A 17,563-nucleotide genomic window follows, 5' to 3' on the forward strand; every position below is an offset into this window, starting at 1 on the left:
GCCGATCCCGCCGACCCTCCGGCGCCGTGGACGGCCGCCAAAAAGCGGAGGCGCCGATCGAGACATAGGCTGATCGCCATGCCCGCCAGACTGGGGAATTTTACTTAGGCACTTCTGGGGAATTTAAAATCGGCATTTACATGCATCCGCTGCTTTCTTGGAGAACCATCGACGGAAGCTGTGGAAATCAACCCTCGATTGTCGTGCTCCAGGAAGCCTGTCGTCAACGCCGATTCGCCTTCTGTAATCTGTGAACCTCTTGGATATCTTCTGTGACCGCTCGACTGGGCTTCCTTCCGCGGGCGTAGGCAGTTCGTCGAACAGGAAGCTGTCCATTGGTTTGCCTTTACAGCGCCGCTCGAAGATGTGGGACAGTGACGAGTGTATTGGGACCTCTCTCTCGCCCGCAGGGGTCTTTGCCAACTTGACGTCGATTATTCCGTTTTCGATGTCTCTTATGCGCAACTGAGCAATTTCCTCGACTCTCATCCCGGATAAAGCTGCAATAAGGATGGCGTCCATAAGATACTCAGGAGGATCGTTGGAAAGAAGTTTTAGAACTTCCACGTCTGTATACGGCCGCTTCTTTTCTTGCTTGGAAACACGACGCTCTGGCAAGGATTGGCCCTGCCAAACGTTGTCCTCAACGTGGCCCTTTCTGAGCAACCACCTCCAATACGAGGACAGGCAGGAGATGTCTTTGTTGGCCGTCCGCCAGTGAGCGCCTGTTTCTACGAACGCCTTGGTCACGTAATCACCAGCCACTCTTCTAGTGACGGCTTCAATTGTCAAAGCCTGGCCGTTAAGCCCCAGCCATCGGTCCAGCTTTATGACCGCCCTTCGGTAGTCAATCTTTTGTCGAGGCTTCATCGAGGATTCTGCCAACCATTGGGCGAGAAACGTGGCGAGAAGCGTTTCCTCCCCTGAGGCTATTCGGTGGAAAATCGAACCAGCCTCTGGGTTGCCTTCCTCTGACAGCTCCTGCGCCCGCTCCGAAATAAGGGAACGCATTACCCTTGGGCCATCGGCAATGACCTCGCCCCATGGAGTGACTTCCTGCCCGTAGCTAGGGTCCTTCAGAGCCCGCTGCAGTTCTTTCCTGTAGTCGAGCGCATCCCGGATGATTGGGTTTTGCAGTGAGCCGCTGCCCGCTTGGAGCTGCCTTTGCGCCGAAGCTATCACCTCTTTGAACTCAGCGACCACGTTCCAGCGCAACGCATTAGCTTTCGCCAGGCTGTCGGTTTTCAACGGGCGAACTAGCTTCGCCTTCCCGATGATATGCCGGATGGGTTCAGGCACCTTAACCTGAACACGCCATTGGTTGCCGTGCTTTTCCAAGTATCTTTTGTCGAGAGCCATCTGCGCAGGTTCTAAAGGAAATTGAACACCAGCGGTACACCAATTTGGTACACCACGACCCCTTCGTTTAAAGAACATATTCAGAGGTTTCAATAAGAAATACGCCAAAGGCAGAGGCTCCTCCCGCCCCAGCCACGCAGTCCCGTTTTCCAGAGGCTTTGCCAGAACCGGCCGAAAGGCCCACAGTCCGTGGGCTTTTGCTGGCGCGGAGATTGGAGACGCCCGCGCGGGGCCTGTGTCGCGGCGGTTTTGGCCTACGGTCTCCAATGCGGATTTTCGAATCTCCGGAATGCCTTTGCCCGCCGTGCCAGAGACCAGTTCGCCTATCCCCGAGACCGGTTCGCTAGATGTTTGATCCCGGGGTAAGGGGCACGCCCCAGCGACGTTACAGTTAATGGTCGGCATAGAATTGGCATTCCCACCGGCGACACCGCTACCACCGATCCGTGAGTTGCCCCGCTCGTTAGGCATAGCAATAGGCCGCTCAGCGCCGAAGCCGCCCCGCAACCTTTCAAGATTGTCTCGCGCGACCTTGAACGTCGGCTTTAGAGAAAGGGCCTTTTCAAACTCAACAGGGCTTCGTCCAGACGGCCAAGCTTTTCGAGAGAAACCCCTCGATTATTATGCGCATAGGCATAGTCTGGTCTCAGCTGTATTTCCATATCGCAATCTTTTAGCGCTCTCGAATAGTCCTCTTGCAGATTAAAGGCCCAGCAACGGCCGTCATAGACGGCGGCTAACTCTGACGGAGAAAGGTCTCCTATTAGGGCGGTGCAACCAGCAATTCGTTCATCAGGGGTTCCTGCTGAGCAAGATTTGATGCCCTTACCTTTAGCCGCAGAACACAACAAGAACCAACAAAAAGACAAACATTCATTACCGAATGCCGCATTACTGTTTGAGAACGCATCTTCTTCATTTTCCGCCACACTTTAGACTCTGTGCGTTATTGAACAACAGTGCTGGGTAGTGTTCAATGCAGAACGCCCGGCGAGGATCTGCACGATGGTCCCACCGATAACCTATAATCAGAGGGCATTACCGATTTAATGGCAAGGCCAAGGTCTTGGGATGGTGGTCGAAACAACGGCTTTATCGGCGAGTATGAGACCCAAGCCTTGACCCCTGTTGGGCTTTGCCATTGACGGGTGCGCCAGATCGGCGGACCTGCCGGTCCTGCCCCCCCTTGACGAGATCATGGAGGCGTATTCGTCTTCGTTAGCCCCATTTAGTGGGCCGTTGCGTCCTTGACACATTTTTTTACGAAGCTGTTTTTCGCAGCCCCGTGCAGCTTCTTTTCAGCAGCTGAGGCATCACACGAGCTTTGAGCTGCGCCCCGCTCGCATTTCTTTATAAAGCTGTTTTTTGCCGCTCCTGCCAGCTTTTTATCGGCGGCCTTGGCGGAGCAGTCTTCAGACGATGGAGCCGCCGCTTCCTGAGCGTAGACGGTGCCTGACAATAAAAGCGAGCCTAGCAAAGCGATCGCAGCGGTTTTCATCGGCCACTCCTTCATCGAGAATTCAGTCGATAAATGGGGCAAGCAGAAGCCCCGTCTACCATAAGGGAAGAGAGCCTCTTTAAGGGACGGAGGCTATTTCCTGGGAGACCCATCAATCGTCGAATTCCCCCGAAGCCTTGAACTCTTCCAGCGTCCAGCCTCTTTCCGCCATGATCCGCTTCACCCAATGCGGCGGCCGAGCGCCTCTTCCTGACCAAGCCTGCTGAGAAACCGGGTCAAAATACTTCGGCTTCACAGCCTTCTTTTCGGCACCTTCGCTCTCCCCGTCTGCTTTGCGGGGCGCTACACCGATTTCGGGGAATAGATCACCCAGCCCGAGACCGGAGGCACGAAGCTTCTCTTCGATTTCCTCCTTGAGGCGGTCACGAGCAGCGGCCTTTCGCCGTACCAGCTCTTCTTCGGCTCGCTTTATGAGCGCAGCGATTTCCGAGTCGGAAAGATTTTGAAATTCGCTCACGGAAGGACACCTTCGGTAGGTTTTGTCCAATGGCATAACCCATGGAACGCCGTGGTCAAGGTCAGGCCGATGGAAACTTCGGGATCAAGCCAGGAACCATTACGGGTTCCATTTGGAACCTTCGGTCGGTCGGGGGACACAGCAATGTCGTGATTCATTCGTCTTGGCAGCGAAAGCAGCCTGGATGACGATCACAAAGACATCAAGACGAGAGTTGGCGCTCTCACCAACCTGCTTTCCGAGCAAGGTGGTTTCCACAGAAGGTGGGATGTGGCCGTAGATGATCCGGCAACTAAACGGAAAGCGCCAGCCTTAAAAAAGGGAGGTCTGACGATGGTGTCCCTAATCCTTGTCGAGAAACCTTAAGAGCGCAACATCCCCTATTTCGCATTGGGCACTCAGCGGGCACGAGAATCGTGATGGCGAAACGCGAAGAAAGATTGCTTCGCAAAGGTCCTGAGCGGGAACGCCTATCGGTGGATCACGGACAAGAAAGCCGTCTCTGAAATTCGTCTCATCCACACGCAGAACTACATCCCGCTAAAAACCGCCTTTCTACGCAACTTGGCTCGCGTACATTGACGAGCGGGTAGCTGACGAATTCATCCAAGCATTCCCCCGTTATGACGTTGATCGTCCTATGCGGTCGTGAATATGTTCGCGGGCTGGTATCGCGCTCTTGGGTTCATGGACGCTTCAAGTCACAGTGGCCGCAGAACCTTCATTACGAACGCCGCCCGGAAAATCTCCACGGTTGGCGGGAACCTTCGTGATGTGCAGTTGCTTGCCGGGCACACCGACTTATCAACGACGCAACGCTACATTAAGGGGAGTGACTTGGCTCAGCGTCGTATCGTTGACCTCATCTGATGGCACCAGGGCGCTCAGCCCCGGTGAAATCTACAATCAGCCGGATGTCGTCGAAGGCCGGGTTGGGGGAGTCGCCTCTCAGTTGCTACGTCGCGTTTCTGATGAGCCGTGGCAAGCTTGATCAGCAATCGGGGGCTGCGTCCGGTCGCTGTGTGCACATGCGAGCGGTTTCAGGGCCGCCTTTTATGCCTGCCCCTCAGTTCGTCAGCCCCTTGTTCATCCGCTCGTCTAGGGAACCGGTGTCGATGATGGCTCGAAACTCCTTGAGAAAATCCGGGTAATTCGAGCGCAAAAACCGCACGACCGCGTCATTTTCGAGAAGCTTCGAGATGCCGCGGGCTACAACCATATTGAGAACGCAGGTTCCGTAGTCTTGCTCTACAGCCTTGAACCTGCTCTGAACCATCGACATTTCATGTTCCATCCGTGCCATTTGGTCTGCTGTGACGCCCCTGAATTTTTGCTCGCGTGTTTGGTCAAGCAACTGGCCTGATGGCGTCGCTGCGAGTAACGCTGCCGCGTAGCTTGCCGAGTAGTTATTTGAGCTGCGCAGTATACCACCCGTATTCCAGCCTGCTTGCACAAGTACTCGTAGTGTGCACTTTCGTCCGCATCCTGAAACCGACCCCATCTGCTTACGTCATAAACGAGGATCACCTCAAAGTCTGTGTTTCCCGCAACGACATCTGCTAAGAGGCGTTGGAGGCCGTCACGACCACCAATGTTAAGGCCACTTTTTCCCTCATCCGCATACGTCCTTACGATTTCCATATCATGGCTTGCGGCATAATCTCGTATCTTGTCCGATTGATTTTCAGTCGAGTACTGCTGATGTTCGGTAGACATGCGCACATACTGTGCGGCTCGCAAATTTGTGGTTTTCGCGTTGTGCATCGATCGCCGCTCTCGATACCTTTCAAAATGGCGTTTGCGATCAGAGCGGGTGATCACGGGAAAAACAAGGCACTCGTTCGGCAATATCGTGAGTTTTCGATCCTTTGTCTTGACAGGTTTTGGTACTCGCACATGTTCAAGCCAGAAAATCCACCAGCCGCCCTTCTCATCGATGCCCTTACCCCTTTTGTCGGGGAACTGCCGCTTGAGTTGCTCCCTCGCGGTCCTGAGGGCGAGGGGCTAATTTTGTGACCGTGTAGGGCTGCCAGTCGCCGTCCAGGTACTGTGCGTGATTTCGATGTGATCCATTTGCTCGCTCCTCTACTCGATGGGGCTCTTGCCGAAGGTCTGGAGGTTCCTCGCCATCTCGGCGCTCAAGGGTAGATTGCGGGGATAGAAGCGTTCGATCTGCTCAACGCTCGTTCCGGCGTTCTTGGCGAGATTGAAGATGTTGACATCTCCTTGGGAGAGGATGATGCGCATGCAGATGGCCGTATGTCGCAGGGAATAGACGGTGTGGTCCATCCCCGTGAAGGGGTCATGCTTGATCCCTGCGCGCTCAAGCGCCGCATTGAACTGCCGCTGGATAACCCGTGCCGCCGTGGTTCGATTGGCGTAACCGGGGAGGAAGACGTAGTCTTCACCGTGAGCATCAGGGTGACGGTCCCTGACCCGGCGATAGGCATCCACAGCCGCTTCCATCGAGTTCGCTATGCGGTAGCCGGTCTTTCCGTTCCGTACCGTGAAAACGAGCCGGCTGGGGTTTTCCGCGACTTGAATTTCGGCATGCCTCAGTGCGTATAGCTCAGTTGTAGTCGGTCTGACGAAGCTGTGCGTCACAAAGACGATGATGTCGTGGAGTTCCTCCGTGATGGCGACGCCGCGAATGGCTGTGCGGTCGTTTGCCATTTCCCGAACGGTGCGGAGTAGGACCTGATAGCCGTCCTTCCTCTTCTCGACGAGGGGATAGAAGCGAAGGAAGGGGCGGGGATTGTCTTTCTGCTTAGTTCTCGGCGTCTTCGGAACCGCATTAATGACGCCATCGTCCCGTGCGACCTTCAGAACAATCCTAAACGTCGCCCCCATCGTATTCTTGGTGGAGCTTGAAAGGTCCTTGCCTGCTCTTGCTGCTTGTGCCGTACCCAACGGTCTGTATGTGGGTGTTGCGAGTGGTCTGGGTAGTCTTCCCGGTCTTACCGCTGGCGGCAACAACACGAAGGCGTTGCGAATGTCGCGTTCCTGCTGCTTGCCTTTTGCCGTCAGGCGGGCGAGCTCATAACGCCGAACGGCTGCCTCTTCCAGAGGGGACAGGCCGTAATGAGGCGAGTGCTTCAACTCGAGAACCTCGATCTGGCGCTGGCGGAGTTCGTAATCATGATCCCCGTTTATCGCCCCTTTCGCGCGGTGGTTGCCCATCGAGCGTTGCACGACTAACGCCTCGGCGTTCATGCCGATCGCAACAATGGAAATTTCTAACAATTCCCATTCTTTGATCTTGTACCCGCCACCCTCCAGCGGCTCTTGGACAATCGGAAGGAAACCGATGCTCACGCCCTTCAGCACGCCCGCCTTGGCCAGCGAGCACACTTCGTCGGCCTCATCGCTGGCGCCCTCGGGCGCGAAGGTGACCAAGGCTTCCAGCCTGCCCGACTTGATTTCCACCTGCGCGTTGCCGACCGGGCAGTCGGGCTGATGATTGAACAAGACGACGTTGTTTTTGAGATATGCATTGAGACGGCAACCGGGCATAGCCATCTGGCCGTTACCCCGATCCGGACTCTCCGTTGAGGCGATCAAGCGCACGGAGCGCGGGCCAAGGCCGGAAGCATTGCTGATAATCGAGCCAATGGATTTATGCTGCATAGTCACGGCCTCCTTAAACGAGCGTCCCGGCCGACACGGCCACCAACGCCGCCGCCTCGGCCGCCGTCACCGTAAGGACGGTCCCGGCCGGGATCGTGCTAGGGAACGTGGCCGGATTGGCGCTGGGCAGCACGCCGGGCGGCGTCCCTCCAAGCAGAAATCCCGCCTCAGGATTTCTCGCGTAGTCGTGCGTCAGGCTCACCTTAATAAGCCCGCCGCCGGTCATCGCGCCGGAATGCACGTCCGCGATCACGTCCTGCCCGTTCGCGGTTCCGCGTTTGATGTTTGCATGATGCTCATTGCGCAGTTTCGCTAGCGTCAGTGATTTCGTCGCCGGCGTCGGCGCCGGAACAGGGTTTGCCGCCCGAGCTCGCGCATCGCTCAAGGCCTCCCGCTGGTGCCGCCAATCTTCAAGGGTCGCATGGTTGCAAACGAGCCCGGCGGCATAGATCGGCGGCGGGACAACGATAGTGCGCGCCTCGTTCGCGAAGCCGCAGGCGTCGAAGTTCTGCGTGATCTCGAGGAAGCGGGCGAAGGGCTCCACCACGCCCTGCATCGCGCGATCGAGGTCGGGCTCGATCTCCCGATAGGCAAGTTCCAGGGTGCGGAGGGTCTCCCGACGGGCCTCCGCCTGCAACGCGCCCAGCCTGCGGTGCAACCTTGGGGTGAGGACTTCAATTCGTTCCGCCGCGAGGTCGAGCGCGTCAATCTGAGCGTCGATTTTCTTGATTGCCGAGTCGGGCTCATCACTGGCCAGCGCCGCGCGGCGGCGTTCAATGAGCTCCGCGCGGGAGGCCGCGTCGGATCGGCGGGTCTGCTCGATCTGGTCGGGGGCGGCGCCGACTGCTTCGACCGACGGCAGGGTCTCGGGCGTCGCGTCGCCAAGGATACAGGATAGGAAAGAAGACATGCGTTGGCACCTCTTTGGGTGCTGGCATGATGGCGCGGGTCAGTTTGCAGTTTCGAGGTCAAAAAGTGCAAACCATGTCGCCGGCACCTGATCATTGCGGTAACGCTTGCTAGTGTGGATGCCTGCTCCAGTTGGAGAAAAGCAGCAACCCGCCTGCCTAATTGGTCAGGACGACTCCCATGACAAAGTATCTCAGCCTCGCGCTGATTGTTGTATGTTTTGCAGGCAGCTCAAGCCAAGTGAAAGCGGGAGCCTGTTGCGTCGTGGTTCCTACGGCATGTGTCCCGATCCTTCGTGTTCCACCTGAAACGTATGTTCCTGACCCCGCCATGCTTTCTCCGCCGGCGCCGATTTCCTATTCAAACTGGTATAGCGGCCTATACGAACCATACTGCCGCGGTCTGGCAGAGAAAGACTGCATCTGGGCTTGCGCTCCAGTTGCTCCGAAATCCCGCGTTTTGGTGAAGGCAGGGTTCTAACGGCGGCCTCGAGGGCGGCGGTTTTCCTGACTCAGGCCGCGATCTGGAGCAGCCTGCGCCACGCGAGCACCTTGCCATCGCTCAACTGCATGATCCGATGCATCTGAAGGCGCAGGTCAGAACTGCCGTTCGGCATGGTCTCGAGGTCGCGCTCGCGAGTCCATCCGCCGGCGGCATACTTGCGCAATTCGGCCGCCAGCGCCTTCGCCGCGCCCGAGGGCGTCTCGCCGGGGAAACAGGAGGCCAACGCCTCCCTGATCGCGTCGTCGCGCTGGCGCACCCACTCCGCCCGGCTCGGCTCCCGGAGCCGCTCCACCTCCACGTGGGCGGCCGCGGCCTCGCGGCTGAGGGCGACGATCTGGTCCAACATCATCTGGCGCAAGGTCGGCGGGATGGCCGCGATGATGTTCGCCCACAAGGGCGGCGGATCGTCTGGCGTTGGCGGGGCTTTGAGAGCGGCGCTCATCTTGTGGCCTCCTGGGCCGCGCTCAACGCCTCCGCGTGCGCCGCAGGGCGACGCGCCGGTTGCGGTCCCTCGCCTGGCGGTGGGACAGGATCGAACAGGCTCGCGTAGAAGCCCGGATGCGCCCGCTGCAGGTTGCCGAGCCCGGTCACGCTCGCCCGCACCTTCTCCACGTCGATAGTCTGCCGGAACCGCCGCGCCTCCCGCTCGGCGGCCGGCTGCATGATCCGCTCCGCCGCGTGCAGGCGGCTTTCGGGCAACCGGCTCACGTCGGCCGCCCACGCGGCCAGCGCGGCCTCGTTGTCGATGGCGTGCACGGCGTCGAGCTCCGGGATCACGGTCGAGTGAATGCGGTCCTCGGACTGGAACGCGTGCAGGCCGGTTTCCCCTTAGGTCGCGACGAGCGTCATGGGCTCAGCCATTGGTCGCGTCCTTCTTGATCCAGACTAGCTTCGGCTGTCCCGGCTTATCCGCCGCCGTTGGCGGGCGCCCGCGCTCGAGCGGCGCCTTTGCCGCGCTGACGCGCGCCGCGTGGGGCGCCGTGTCGTCAAGGGCGATGTCCTCGAGGACGGCGACGGGATCGACCCTGCCGTCGCTCTTACCCCCTTGCACGTCGCCGGTGGCGTATCGTTTGAACGCGTCGCGAAGCTCAAGCAAGTCTGTTTTAAAATCGAAACCTACACCATTCGGTCACCCCCCGAACTAGCTGGCGGCCGCTATAACCATGGCGGTGTCATAATATTCGAAAAACTCTAGTGCTTTCCCCTCGGCGCTGAAGCGCCACAAATCCACCTTTGGAGTGTCGGCGACCTTGCCGGTCGATTTGTTTCGCCATGCAGTGCGACCAATCGCAACGACGTGATCGCCTTGAGCGACAAAACGATCCACGACGTAATCGATCATCTCCCAGTCGGCAGTCAACTCTTTCAGGTATTTCTCAACATCGCTCGGCCCCTGTCGAGGTTTCGTGAAAGATATCGGTTCAGGCTGGCCCTGTGCGAGAGAGCGAAAATCGACCTCAGGCGCAAGGATGCTGGACCAGTGCTCAATGCTCCCGCCCTTGCTGTCATGCCAGCGGCGATAGGCTTCTTGCAAAATAGCGACATTGCGATCCTCAACAGACATATTCGCCTCGCTGCTTGTCTGCTGAAGCGTAATTCTCTCCCGAGAATGTAGCAAGCGTCCTCCAGAAAAACCGTCTACCGCCTCCGCTCAAGCGACGGGGGTGCAGTCCATGCAGGGGCCGGGAGCCATCGTGTTCATGATTACATTGAGCACTGCGGTCACTTAGAATGCTGAGGAGCAGGTGGGCAGGGCCCGGGAGAGTGGTGCAACGCCAGCCTTGTCGCCTTGGGGCTCGGGTGTTTGGAAAAAGGCAGCCGTCCTGACGTTGCAAGACGACGTTCGTGCTGAGTGGTTAACGGCTGGTTAACGAGGGGGAGAACAAAAAAAGATCGCGCTTGAAGGAGGTCTCGAAGATGGGATGGCGACGCAAGCTTCAGAGAGAAGCGCCTGAACGCGACCCTACACCGATCTATGTGGCGATTGTCGGCTTGCTGATGTCTATGAGCGGGTGTCGGGGACGCTTTTTGGCTCTGGTTTGCTTACCGCCGGGTTCTGCATCCTCTACTGGCTCGCAAATCCGAACCCGCCTTCATAAGCCTTCGTCCAAGGGCTATCTCCTGCGTTTCCTTCACCGCCTGCAACAATCGCACCGACTCCGCCGGTTGTCGGAATTACAGCGTCCCGCACGGCCTTCCCGAGAACCGCAAGCGACCTCGCCCGCTCAAACGAACACCAACGTCACCTCGTCGTGCCTGCGGACCCCAGAGCCGACGGCAACCCCTGATACACGACATGGTCTTTCGATCCGGGGCGCGCTCCGATGGCTTTAACGCACATCGTTGTTCGATCTTTGGCCATGACTTCTTGCTCGCCGGGGCCGCATGGCTTTCTCCCAACGGCAGACGCCTGCCCTACGAGCACGAGCGCCATTGCAGCGATAAAGCTCGCAGTCGAAAGTCGCATAGGAACCTCCAACGCTTGTGGTCTCTGAAGACAACGACTTAGGCGGGTCCCAGTTCCCTTCTGGGAGGTGGCGGTGTCGTGCAGGATCTCATGCCTATCGCCGAGCGGTCTTCCATTTCGTACGAGAGCCATGTACGTAGCCATGCCTGTAGATGCGCGTCTGGAGCGAGACACAGCCCGCAGAAACACTGCCGTTCGATAGGATCGGCACCGGCGCCCCGACTTGGGGGATACTCGCGTCCGCGCCCCAGATAGTAACCTCTGGTGATCAGGTTCTCACCAAGGAGTTACTCGCTTGCCGATCCCCAAACCGAAGAGTTAGGGCCATCCACACAATTTGTCTGTTGACTATTTTTAATCCACTAGTTTCGTGCGACGAGATGTCATCTACAAAAACCGATGTTTTTACCACATCAAACACGCGGGTAAGGCGTAGGTCTCTTGACCCTCAAACCATCCGGTCCCCAAGCAGAAGCAAGGATTCGTGTTTAGGGTTCAGGGGGAGGCGGGTTGCCCTTTCACGCCAAGCACCGCAGCATGGGGACGTTCCACCGATGATCGACTGTTCAACTTGCATCGGAAAATCGTACGACGAGGAACAGAATTTTCGTCCCGACGGTCGCTACTGTCACCTGCTCTGCGGCTATCTGTCTAATCTGCACAGAGGCCACGCAGAAGTGCACGCGATGATCCTTCGCGATCTACAAGGCATGCAGAAACTCGGCGCCTACAAATACGCGATCGATCTGACGATAGTGCTTGAATGTTTTCTCGCCGAGTTTTCCGCGGACTGCGAGGCGTAGGCAACCTTCTCCTCTGAAGCGACAAACGACGTACGAGTTGCCGAGCAGGCAGCCAGACTTCTTTATCAAGGCTCTGCGAGATGCCGAAAGAACGTCCGATCCTCCGTCGGAACTCCAACGCTGACAAGAAGAAACCGGTTAGATGCATCGATACGGGCGTAATTTATGCGAGTGGCTCCGACGCTGCCGACCTGCTCAGTGGTGAAGGCATTCTCGTGTGCCCTCAAAGGATTCATTCGACGTGTCGAGGGAAGCAGAAATCCGCAGGCGGGCTTCGATGGGAATACGTTTGAGTATTCGGTAGGACCGACTTGAACCCGACGCTGTGGCTTTCCTATAGAGGCAGGCAACTTCACGGTGGGGTGCCACCCCCCTGCTGCATCTCATTTGGCTCCTCCACTCCATTTTCTTCCGAGCAACCGGCTTCAGTTGGTGATCCCCGGTGAAGCGGGTGCAGAAGGGGTAGCGTGATACGACAGCGGATCATTTGTTTCCGGGCATGCACCATGAACTTTGATGCACATCACCGACCCGTCCTTGAGCACGGCTTGTTGTTCGCCGGGACCGCATGGCTTCCTCTACCCGGCGAATACCTGCCCTGCAAGACGCTGCGTGGGATGCGGCCGTTACTAACGACGGCAATCCAAGGGAAACGTCGCCAGCCTCTCTGCGTCAAACGAGGTCTGGCTGCCTGAGCACTATCCAATCCACGAATTCATAGACAACTGCCTGAAAGAATTGGGCGTGCGCCGGGGCTAATTGGCGCGGCGGTGTGGCTGCAGAAACATCTTTAAGGGCGTTCGGCGGATTGACCAGGTCTGCCGCGGCGACCTCGGGTCACGCAGCGCGAGGATGGTGCTGGAAGCGCTCCCAGATACCCTGGAGACTGATGTCCTTACCGTCAGGTCCGCCGTAGAAGCAACGATCAACGTCCTCGAGCAAGAGGATGCCGACCGCGAGGCCGCCTGGCGGGCGGCTTTCAAGCCCACCGCATACTTGCTCGGAACGGAGAGGCGCCCCTCGCAAGGGCCGGAGCGTTGGCTGAGAATTTCAGTGGATTTAACACAGCCGCCCGTAACATTTGCCTCACAGGCGCTCGCTGCCGTGGACAAGACTCCTGTGGTCTCGCCGTTGGCGGCTTGGTCGCTCCCCAATCAAGCGTCTACAGCGTATAAATGCAGAGCCAGCGAGGATTATCCCGGCTTCATCGATGCGTGAGGCAGGAGCGCAAGGCGCTCCGGGGGGAGAAGGTCGATGTTACAACCTCGATCCTTCATTCTGCCGATGGGGTGGTCGCCTATATCAACCAATCGATCAAACCCGCCCACTTCTCGGGTGCATGAGATTGAGCAGGAGCTTTCTCGCCTCTCAGGTCGGTTCGAGGTCTCCCCGCAGATCAAAAAACTCACGGATGGTCCCGGCGGCATGATGGCGCGCATCGAGATATGGAAAGACATTCAACTTCAACCTCTGAGCAGGAGTGATTGAACGTGCTTGCGCGTGGCGGCGCGCCCCACGTGGGTATCCTCGTCGATCTGCTTGGCGACTTTCACCAATCGGCGCGCATGAACTTGCCGGTCTACAGGGTTGCCGGTGGCAAGGGCTTTGTCTGGGCGGCAACTTTCGACCAGCAGGGAACCGGCACCCTGCGTTTCTTCGCAATGGACCCCTATCTGCTTGAGGCGCATGCGCCACCATCGACCCCGGTCGCAGCCGACGAGCGCAAGGAGCCGACGCCGGGAACATCCACCCAGAGACCCGAGACCCGTGAGTCCACTGGAACAGATTTCTTTGTTTCGACGGAAGGCTTTGCTGTCACCAATGCCCACGTCGTGGACGGATGCTCGACTGTTCAAGTGACGCCGAGCCTTTCCCGGCAGGAAGCCGCTTCAGTGACACGGCGAATGATCTGGCGTCGTTGAAAACAGCCACTAAGACGAGCATGCCCGCATCCCTTCGCAGCGGCGTGCGAGTTGGCGAAAGCGTCTCGGTATATGGCTTCCCCCTATCTGGCATCCTTTCAACCGGGGGGAACTTCACGACAGGAACGGTTGCTGCCGCCGCAGGCTTGGGCGACGACACGCGCTACCTGCAAATCACCGAGCCCGTTCAACCCGGGAACAGCGGGGGGCCTCTGATGGATCAAGATGGCAATGTGGTCGGCGTCGTTGTGGCAAAGCTCAATGTCCTCCGAGTCGCGCACGCCACAGGCGACATCGCGCAAAACATGAACTTCGCGATAAAGGCGTCGCTGCTCGCCAATTTCTTGGACGCCAACGGAGTCCCCTTTTGCGGTTGGCAGCCCCTCAAAGACACACCTTGATGCGCTTGAAGTAGCCGCTCGCGCAAACACCATGTCGCTCTTAATACGATGCTGAACGTAACCCGTTGGGGTTTGGCGTAATGGCAGACGGGGCGCGCCCAGTGGGTGAGCTTTTCAGATAGATATGGAGGGTGGAGTTACGGGAGCTGTCGGCGCCTCCACGGAGCCCCGTGCCGATCTTATCTCCGGCAGCCTTGAGAACCAGCGGGAAGACCATGATCCATATCCGGGAAGTCGACCACCTCGTTCTCCGCGTTAAGGACCTTGACGCCGTGCTCTCCTTTTACTGCGACGCTCTCGGCTGCACGGTAGAGCGGCGTCTCGACGACCTTGGGTTGATACAGCTAAGGGCCGGTCGATCGCTACTCGACCTCGTGCCAGTGGATGGAGAGCTAGGAAAAGCCGGAGGCGCCGCACCGGGCAAGGAAGGACGAAATCTCGATCATTTCTGCTTTCGAGTCGATCCCTTCGACGAGGAAGCCATCCGGCGTCACCTCGTAGCCCATGGGATCGAGGCTGGAAAGACGGCCATGCGTTACGGGGCCGAAGGCGTTGGTCCTTCGATCTACGTCAAGGACCCTGAGGGCAACGTTGTAGAACTCAAGGGCCCCCCGATACGCTGATCGCCTCTCTCACCTCGATCCTTCCCGCCAACGCCGGTTCGTAACGAAAAGCCAGCCACCCGCCTCTTGTGGAACATGCTGGCTTCACCCTTGTTATGGAGCATAGCAGTTAGCGGAGCCGTAAAGGTGGCCTATGCCTTGGGTACACCAGATCAGCCGGGTTTCAATCAAGCGTCAGGGACTCTTGTCGTGGGTCGTCGCTCTGGGGCTTTTTACCGGAAGCGTCGCGGTTAGGGTGCTGTTTGAGCCATTTCTGGGCGGAATGAAATTCATGACCTTCTGGCCAGCGATAGTCGTTACGACGCTAATTTGTGGCTGGCGACAGGGAGCCTTCGTCCTCAGCCTCGCAACAGGCACCGCGTGGTATTTCTTTTTGGAGCCAGTGCACTCCTTCGCCATCAAGGATAAGAACACTGTTGGGGCGCTTGTCAGCTTTGTCTCTGTCGGTGGCTTTCTGGTGCTCGTCATGGCCGCTCTCCGCGAGACAATCCGGCGCGTGGAGTTAGCGAAAGCCGTTCAAGAAACGCTTTTCGCCGAACTTCAGCACCGGGTCGCCAACAATCTCCAGTTGGTCGTCGCTTTGCTGCGAAACGCTCAGCGCAACTTGCGCAATCCTGTGGCTGCGGCCGAAACGCTCACTGCGGCAGAGGACCGGATTATGGCGATGGCGCAACTGCATCGCCGCCTCAACGATGGAACCGCCTATGACAGAGGTCTTGAACCGCTCTTGAAAGAGATGATTGCGAGCGCCTTTCGGGAGTTGCCGGTGACAGTACGGATCGATGTGAGCGGAGCATCCGATTTGACGATAGATCAGATGACGGCCATGACGCTCTTGGTGAACGAGGCGGCGCTCAACGCCGCTAAGCATGTTTTTTCAAAAGGACTGGGTTCACGCTTTGAGGTCTCGTTGGCTAAGGACGCGAATGGGCGCCTTCACCTGAATATCAAAGACGACGGTCCGGGGAGCACGCAGACAACCGACGCAGAAGCTGGCTCGCTTGGCATGGGCATCATGGAGGCGTTCGCCACGCAACTTGGTGGCTCGCTAGAAGTAGGTCACCGTGGTGGCACTTCGTTGACTGTCGAATTCAAGAATCGATGACCCTTGAAGCCGCAATCTGAACAATCTGATCTGCGGCTTCCCCTTAAGGGGAACTAATTGCCGGGGAGCGTTCTAACTCCGGGAGGGTAGGATGATGCCTGTCAACCCAAACGACGATGATCGGCAAGCGTCGGAGCTTTTCCAACGGGAGCTTGCGAAGGCGCTACGTGCAACGGTTCAGGCCGTGGTTCATGAACCCCTTCCTCAGCGAATGGTTCTCTTGCTGCTTCGTCTTGCTTTTTCACAAACGGTTCGGGCGACGTTTGGCAAAAGGCGAAAAAGGGGGCCACCCCAAAGCGAAAATCAAACTGATGTTCGGGTGTGATTTCGGGCCCCTTTCTCCGAAGAGGTGGTCGAACATCCATAATTTATATGTGCACGAACTGGTCTTGGCGGATGGAGGTTCCAAGGCCTCCAAGCGTACAGTTCACGATCTAGAGAGGTGCGTGCCGCAGCAGGCGCCCGGTCGGATTGGCGGGCGACGCAAGAGGGCTTGCTCGATTACGTCGAATGACGGTAGCGCGCGTGATCAGCTCCGCCACTTGCGGAGATTGCCAACCGCGCGAGCGAATCACTTCTTCAAAAGAAATACTTGTAGCCCGATTTTTTTATGAAACATCGGCTTCGTTCAACTTGTTGGGAAATGCAGTCGGAGGATGATGCGCAATCTTGAGGGCTGTAGGGCGGCTCGCATGGCAGCACTCACGAGCCGTCCGTTCCCTCAAGCAGCCGGTGCTGATGGCCACCGCAAGGTGGCCGATTTTGGGGAGGTCTCACATTCAAGTTGAAGATTATCGACGCAGATACGGGGCTATTGCGTGCTCCGGGGCCACTGGAAAGGGCCGCGATTCCGCGGCAGCAGGAGAAAAACATAGCGAGCCAGTAGCGGGCAGGGCCTCTAAGAGAGACCAAGGGGGTAAGAGCAACCGACATGGAAACAGGGAAAAATAGGAAGTCGTCCACTGAGCGAGAGGCAATCGAGCATCAACTCACCAAGCTGCAAGCTAGTATCGCCTCAGTTGAAACCGCGGCGGAAATAGAGAGCGCTAAAGTTACAGAGCCGGAATCGAGCCACGCATCGCGGGTCTCTGACCGGCTGGTAGAGCTGCTGATAGCACGGCTGCTAAGGATCGCGCATCGAGACGATCTACTTAAGCAACTGGCTCATCGCTTCTTAAGCCGGATTAGGCGCTGAGGCCCTGCCACGCGACACGCGCGAGCTGATCGAGCGACACGTGGTGGCGCACTATGCGTCAGTGCCAGCTATCGTCACCCATGAGACGCTCGTCTTTGAGAATGTTCCACGCCCAGCCAGCTACGCGCAACGCTTCTCTCCCGTCGAGGACGTTGACACCTGAGAGCCGGCCTCTCTGATTTCCTTTGCATGATCGATGCCCAGACAGCGCAATATTCTTATCTTCTCGTTTTGCTCGACCAACCACTCCCACCCCAGCACGATCTGCTCGTCAGCCTCTACTAAAAGAGCCCCGTAGAATTTCCGTGTGTTCGGACACCGTAAGCGTTGGCGCCTCAGCTTTTCCTGCTTTATTGCCCAGCTTAATGTGTTACATTGTTAAACCATAGTTCATTAGGCTTAGGACCTATTAATTTTGACTGAGGCGTGATTCAAGGTCTCCGAAATGGAGACTTTGATGGGTGATTTGTTTTTGCTCAGTGAAGCGCAGATGGCACGGATTTCCCCTTATTTTCCCTTGTCGCACGGCGTCCCTCGAGTGGACGACCGGCGCGTCGTCAGCGGGATCGTCTACGTCATCAAGCATGGCTTGCAATGGAAGGATGCGCCCAAGGAGTATGGGCCGCCCAAGACGCTCTACAATCGTTTCATCCGGTGGAGCCGGCTCGGTGT

19 protein-coding genes, 1 pseudogene and 1 riboswitch are annotated in these 17,563 nt (G+C 57.7%); of the genes and pseudogenes, 8 read left to right on the plus strand and 12 right to left on the minus strand.

From position 1 onward, the window contains the following. Positions 1-123 precede the first annotated feature (123 nt). The 4 genes from ACR652_RS02585 to ACR652_RS02600 form a co-directional block, all read right to left on the minus strand. The gene (locus ACR652_RS02585; RefSeq protein WP_434504962.1) at positions 124-1,359 is read right to left on the minus strand and encodes a DUF6538 domain-containing protein; all 1,236 of its coding nucleotides are present in this window, start codon (positions 1,357-1,359) and stop codon (positions 124-126) included. Between the two features lie 545 nt (positions 1,360-1,904). Beyond that, entirely contained in the window at positions 1,905-2,288 is a 384-nt protein-coding gene (locus ACR652_RS02590; RefSeq protein WP_434504963.1) for a tetratricopeptide repeat protein, read from the minus strand. 299 nt (positions 2,289-2,587) lie between these two features. Beyond that, positions 2,588-2,857, minus strand: coding sequence for a hypothetical protein (locus ACR652_RS02595; protein WP_434504964.1), 270 nt, complete (start codon positions 2,855-2,857; stop codon positions 2,588-2,590). Positions 2,858-2,969: 112 nt separating this feature from the next. Further along, a complete protein-coding gene (locus ACR652_RS02600) occupies positions 2,970-3,335 on the minus strand; it encodes an H-NS family nucleoid-associated regulatory protein (protein ID WP_434504965.1) in 366 nt (121 codons plus the stop codon). Between the two features lie 194 nt (positions 3,336-3,529). After that, positions 3,530-3,641, plus strand: a riboswitch (SAM-I-IV-variant riboswitch). 342 nt (positions 3,642-3,983) lie between these two features. On the opposite strand from ACR652_RS02600, the gene ACR652_RS02605 reads away from it, so the two are divergent. Beyond that, a complete protein-coding gene (locus ACR652_RS02605; protein ID WP_434504966.1) occupies positions 3,984-4,205 on the plus strand; it encodes a tyrosine-type recombinase/integrase in 222 nt (73 codons plus the stop codon). A 196-nt stretch (positions 4,206-4,401) separates the two neighbouring features. Here the strand turns inward: ACR652_RS02605 and ACR652_RS02610 are convergent, their stop codons facing one another. From ACR652_RS02610 to ACR652_RS02645, 8 genes and pseudogenes are all read right to left on the minus strand, one after another. Beyond that, positions 4,402-4,836: a plasmid partitioning protein RepB C-terminal domain-containing protein gene (locus tag ACR652_RS02610; RefSeq protein WP_434504967.1), complete on the minus strand. Its 435-nt coding sequence runs from the start codon at positions 4,834-4,836 to the stop codon at positions 4,402-4,404. After that, positions 4,782-5,099 (minus strand): annotated as a pseudogene (locus tag ACR652_RS02615) (recombinase family protein); the annotation flags it as partial. The pseudogene ACR652_RS02615 and the gene ACR652_RS02610, both read right to left, overlap by 55 nt. 321 nt (positions 5,100-5,420) lie before the next feature. Further along, complete coding sequence (locus ACR652_RS02620) at positions 5,421-6,962, minus strand: HK97 family phage prohead protease (RefSeq protein WP_434504968.1); 1,542 nt, start codon at positions 6,960-6,962, stop codon at positions 5,421-5,423. Positions 6,963-6,975: 13 nt separating this feature from the next. After that, positions 6,976-7,872: a hypothetical protein gene (locus ACR652_RS02625; RefSeq protein ID WP_434504969.1), complete on the minus strand. Its 897-nt coding sequence runs from the start codon at positions 7,870-7,872 to the stop codon at positions 6,976-6,978. Positions 7,873-8,382: 510 nt separating this feature from the next. Next, on the minus strand, positions 8,383-8,817 hold the full coding sequence (locus ACR652_RS02630) for a hypothetical protein (RefSeq protein ID WP_434504970.1): 435 nt from the start codon (positions 8,815-8,817) through the stop codon (positions 8,383-8,385). After that, positions 8,814-9,131: a hypothetical protein gene (locus ACR652_RS02635; protein WP_434504971.1), complete on the minus strand. Its 318-nt coding sequence runs from the start codon at positions 9,129-9,131 to the stop codon at positions 8,814-8,816. Before ACR652_RS02635 ends, ACR652_RS02630 begins: the two co-directional genes overlap by 4 nt. Before the next feature lie 97 nt (positions 9,132-9,228). Further along, positions 9,229-9,471, minus strand: coding sequence for a hypothetical protein (locus tag ACR652_RS02640; RefSeq protein WP_434504972.1), 243 nt, complete (start codon positions 9,469-9,471; stop codon positions 9,229-9,231). Between the two features lie 45 nt (positions 9,472-9,516). Then, entirely contained in the window at positions 9,517-9,939 is a 423-nt protein-coding gene (locus ACR652_RS02645) for a nuclear transport factor 2 family protein (protein WP_434504973.1), read from the minus strand. Between the two features lie 1,457 nt (positions 9,940-11,396). Here ACR652_RS02645 and ACR652_RS02650 point away from each other — a divergent pair. The 7 genes from ACR652_RS02650 to ACR652_RS02680 form a co-directional block, all read left to right on the plus strand. Then, on the plus strand, positions 11,397-11,645 hold the full coding sequence (locus ACR652_RS02650) for a hypothetical protein (protein WP_434504974.1): 249 nt from the start codon (positions 11,397-11,399) through the stop codon (positions 11,643-11,645). Between the two features lie 852 nt (positions 11,646-12,497). Further along, the gene (locus ACR652_RS02655; RefSeq protein WP_434504975.1) at positions 12,498-12,863 is read left to right on the plus strand and encodes a hypothetical protein; all 366 of its coding nucleotides are present in this window, start codon (positions 12,498-12,500) and stop codon (positions 12,861-12,863) included. Positions 12,864-13,129: 266 nt separating this feature from the next. Continuing rightward, positions 13,130-13,567 (plus strand): hypothetical protein, encoded by a 438-nt coding sequence (locus ACR652_RS02660; RefSeq protein WP_434504976.1) that lies wholly within the window; start codon positions 13,130-13,132, stop codon positions 13,565-13,567. Further along, a complete protein-coding gene (locus tag ACR652_RS02665) occupies positions 13,486-13,968 on the plus strand; it encodes a trypsin-like peptidase domain-containing protein (RefSeq protein ID WP_434504977.1) in 483 nt (160 codons plus the stop codon). Before ACR652_RS02660 ends, ACR652_RS02665 begins: the two co-directional genes overlap by 82 nt. 215 nt (positions 13,969-14,183) lie before the next feature. Then, positions 14,184-14,591, plus strand: coding sequence for a VOC family protein (locus ACR652_RS02670; RefSeq protein WP_434504978.1), 408 nt, complete (start codon positions 14,184-14,186; stop codon positions 14,589-14,591). Between the two features lie 133 nt (positions 14,592-14,724). Then, positions 14,725-15,696, plus strand: a complete 972-nt coding sequence (locus tag ACR652_RS02675) for a histidine kinase dimerization/phosphoacceptor domain -containing protein (protein WP_434504979.1) — start codon at positions 14,725-14,727, stop codon at positions 15,694-15,696. Between the two features lie 1,652 nt (positions 15,697-17,348). Further along, positions 17,349-17,563, plus strand: a 215-nt coding sequence (locus ACR652_RS02680) for a transposase (RefSeq protein ID WP_434504980.1), incomplete at its 3' end; no start/stop codon positions are given.

This window comes from Methylocystis sp., assembly GCF_051061225.1.
Classification (GTDB): Bacteria; Pseudomonadota; Alphaproteobacteria; order Rhizobiales; family Beijerinckiaceae; genus Methylocystis.

Bases quoted from the DNA above. Each gene is read 5' to 3' on its own strand.
- ACR652_RS02585 (WP_434504962.1), bottom strand. From the start codon at position 1,359: ATGGCTCTCGACAAAAGATACTTGGAAAAGCACGGCAACCAATGGCGT.
- ACR652_RS02595 (WP_434504964.1), bottom strand. From the start codon at position 2,857: ATGAAAACCGCTGCGATCGCTTTGCTAGGCTCGCTTTTATTGTCAGGC.
- ACR652_RS02610 (WP_434504967.1), bottom strand. From the start codon at position 4,836: ATGGGGTCGGTTTCAGGATGCGGACGAAAGTGCACACTACGAGTACTT.
- ACR652_RS02620 (WP_434504968.1), bottom strand. From the start codon at position 6,962: ATGCAGCATAAATCCATTGGCTCGATTATCAGCAATGCTTCCGGCCTT.
- ACR652_RS02625 (WP_434504969.1), bottom strand. From the start codon at position 7,872: ATGTCTTCTTTCCTATCCTGTATCCTTGGCGACGCGACGCCCGAGACC.
- ACR652_RS02630 (WP_434504970.1), bottom strand. From the start codon at position 8,817: ATGAGCGCCGCTCTCAAAGCCCCGCCAACGCCAGACGATCCGCCGCCC.
- ACR652_RS02645 (WP_434504973.1), bottom strand. From the start codon at position 9,939: ATGTCTGTTGAGGATCGCAATGTCGCTATTTTGCAAGAAGCCTATCGC.
- ACR652_RS02650 (WP_434504974.1), top strand. From the start codon at position 11,397: ATGATCGACTGTTCAACTTGCATCGGAAAATCGTACGACGAGGAACAG.
- ACR652_RS02655 (WP_434504975.1), top strand. From the start codon at position 12,498: ATGGTGCTGGAAGCGCTCCCAGATACCCTGGAGACTGATGTCCTTACC.
- ACR652_RS02665 (WP_434504977.1), top strand. From the start codon at position 13,486: ATGCTCGACTGTTCAAGTGACGCCGAGCCTTTCCCGGCAGGAAGCCGC.
- ACR652_RS02670 (WP_434504978.1), top strand. From the start codon at position 14,184: ATGATCCATATCCGGGAAGTCGACCACCTCGTTCTCCGCGTTAAGGAC.
- ACR652_RS02675 (WP_434504979.1), top strand. From the start codon at position 14,725: ATGCCTTGGGTACACCAGATCAGCCGGGTTTCAATCAAGCGTCAGGGA.